At 62.3% G+C, this 1831-nt stretch carries 2 protein-coding genes; one reads left to right on the top strand and one right to left on the bottom strand.

Going from position 1 to position 1831, the window contains the following annotated elements:
• A partial coding sequence (locus H5U08_RS17510) for a lactate racemase domain-containing protein (protein ID WP_297036059.1) occupies positions 1-1202 on the bottom strand: 1202 nt, incomplete at its 3' end.
• 352 nt (positions 1203-1554) lie between these two features.
• Between H5U08_RS17510 and H5U08_RS17505 the strand changes: the two genes are divergently transcribed.
• A partial coding sequence (locus H5U08_RS17505; protein WP_297036057.1) for a hypothetical protein occupies positions 1555-1831 on the top strand: 277 nt, incomplete at its 3' end.

The raw sequence follows: 1831 nt of genomic DNA, 5'->3' as shown, positions 1-1831 counted from the left end.
ACGGCCGGTCGGCTGGATGTTTCGATGCCCAGCCAGTCGATCCACTCTCGCCAGAGCGATTGAGAAACCGGTTGCGGCGACCAGACACACAGGCTGGCACGCCGACGGACTCGCGACAGCAGCCAGTACGGAACAACAGCGTCGCCCAGTTCCTGCAGAACGTCGGTCCAACTACCTCGGGCGGCCACCTCGCTTGGGGACAGGCCCACTCCCGGTGAGCTTTTCCCCGGTGTCTCCCAATCCGCCAGGAGAATGATTTGACCGCGTGGGTTGACCAGGCGCGCCGCCGCCCAGGCTGCCTGCGCCAGGTTTTCCCAGGCGGAGTGAGCGGGGTTGTGGTCCACGCCCGCGATGACGACATCGCTTCGGCGTTCTACAGGAAGCCCCCACTGTCGGAGGAACTCTTCCCGCGATTCTTTGGCCACACGGTGGACATCCCCCGCCATAACTCGCAGCACTCTGCCGAGTGGTCCCGGGACGGCTTCCAGGGCGAAGAGTGTCCCCAGCAACCAGTCGGCTTCGCGACTGAGGCTGCTTGCCGCTCGGAAAGGGGAGTTGCGAACCTTTCCCGCCCGTTTCAGCTTTCGGTACCGGACTCGCTCCACCACTTCCCGCCAGTGTCGTTGTTGGGCGGTATGGTCGGCAAAGGCGGGGAAAATCGCTCCGAATGCGCTGTAGCGATTCCATGTACCGCGAGACTGTGTCCAGCCGATCGGTATGACGACGTCGGCTTCCACGAGCGAACGATTGAGTCGGAGCACTCGCCCATCCTCGAACCGGGCCAGATAGGCCAGATCTTCCGAATTGCGGGCCTGGTGCGTTTTGATGATCACGCGGCGGGCATGTTCAGGACGGAGCAAACGTCGTGGGTCAGCCCGCTCTGCTGCCGCGTCGGCCTCCGTTCGCAGAATGGTGACCGGCTGGGATGGGGTCAGACGATCGAGAACCACCTGGACCACCGTGCTGATAATCTGATCACTGCAGGGAGTACCCCGCCGAATGGCGAGCACGACCGTGTCGTCCCCTGTAAGGCATTCTGAAAGCGCAGGGAGGCCCAGGGGACCTTCTAATGCCTTCCGGATGGCCGCCTCCAGGTCGGACACCTGCTGGGCGGTTGCGCCCGGGGGCTCTGCCTGCCATACACTGGGCAGTGCCGGAAGTTCGACGTATCGCTCCGCACCGAAATGCACCCGATAGGCCATGAATTCCTCCTGTCGTCCAACGGGAACTTGTTTATCTATTTTCACTTCTCTCTAGTCCTCGCGCAATCCCGTGCCGCAACTTCCCGGGATGTGCTAAGATGAGAGAGTTTTCCTGGCCTCTGGTTACGGTTCACCGGCCCGCCGTGCCGGCATAGGGCTACGTCATCGCGGGGGGGAGCATTGTTCCGAAGGCCGGGTGGTCGGCTCGGTTGCGCCGGTTTCCTGGCGACAAAACCCAGCCGGATCATCGCTGCTTGCGAGCCTCTCGGAGGAGTTGACCGCAGCGGCCTCGCGCGGCGGGGGGAAGTGAGTCGGTGTAAGGAAGGTCATCACGAAAACCGAGGATGGTGTGATGCTCAAACCAGCCAAGTTCTCTCAGTGTCGTTTGCGGGATGCCCTCACCAATGGAGCGCGCCAGACGTCCGTTTTGGTGACGTCCCAATTCACACCGTTGGGGGCAACGGGTGGGGCAGAAGCGAAATGCCTGCATCGGCGACAGATGGCAGGATATGGGCTCCTTTTCTTGATTCTCGGCGTGGTACTTCTGGCAGGGTGCACCGCACAGAAGGCCAAACCTGAGGCGGCGCAAGAAACGACCCGATCTGCGGATTCTTCTTCCCACGCCGACG

This window comes from Thermogutta sp., from assembly GCF_014359955.1.
GTDB lineage: Bacteria > Planctomycetota > Planctomycetia > Pirellulales > Thermoguttaceae > Thermogutta.
The sequence above is the reverse complement of the archived record's forward strand: the minus strand, read 5'-3'. Positions and strand labels throughout refer to the sequence as shown.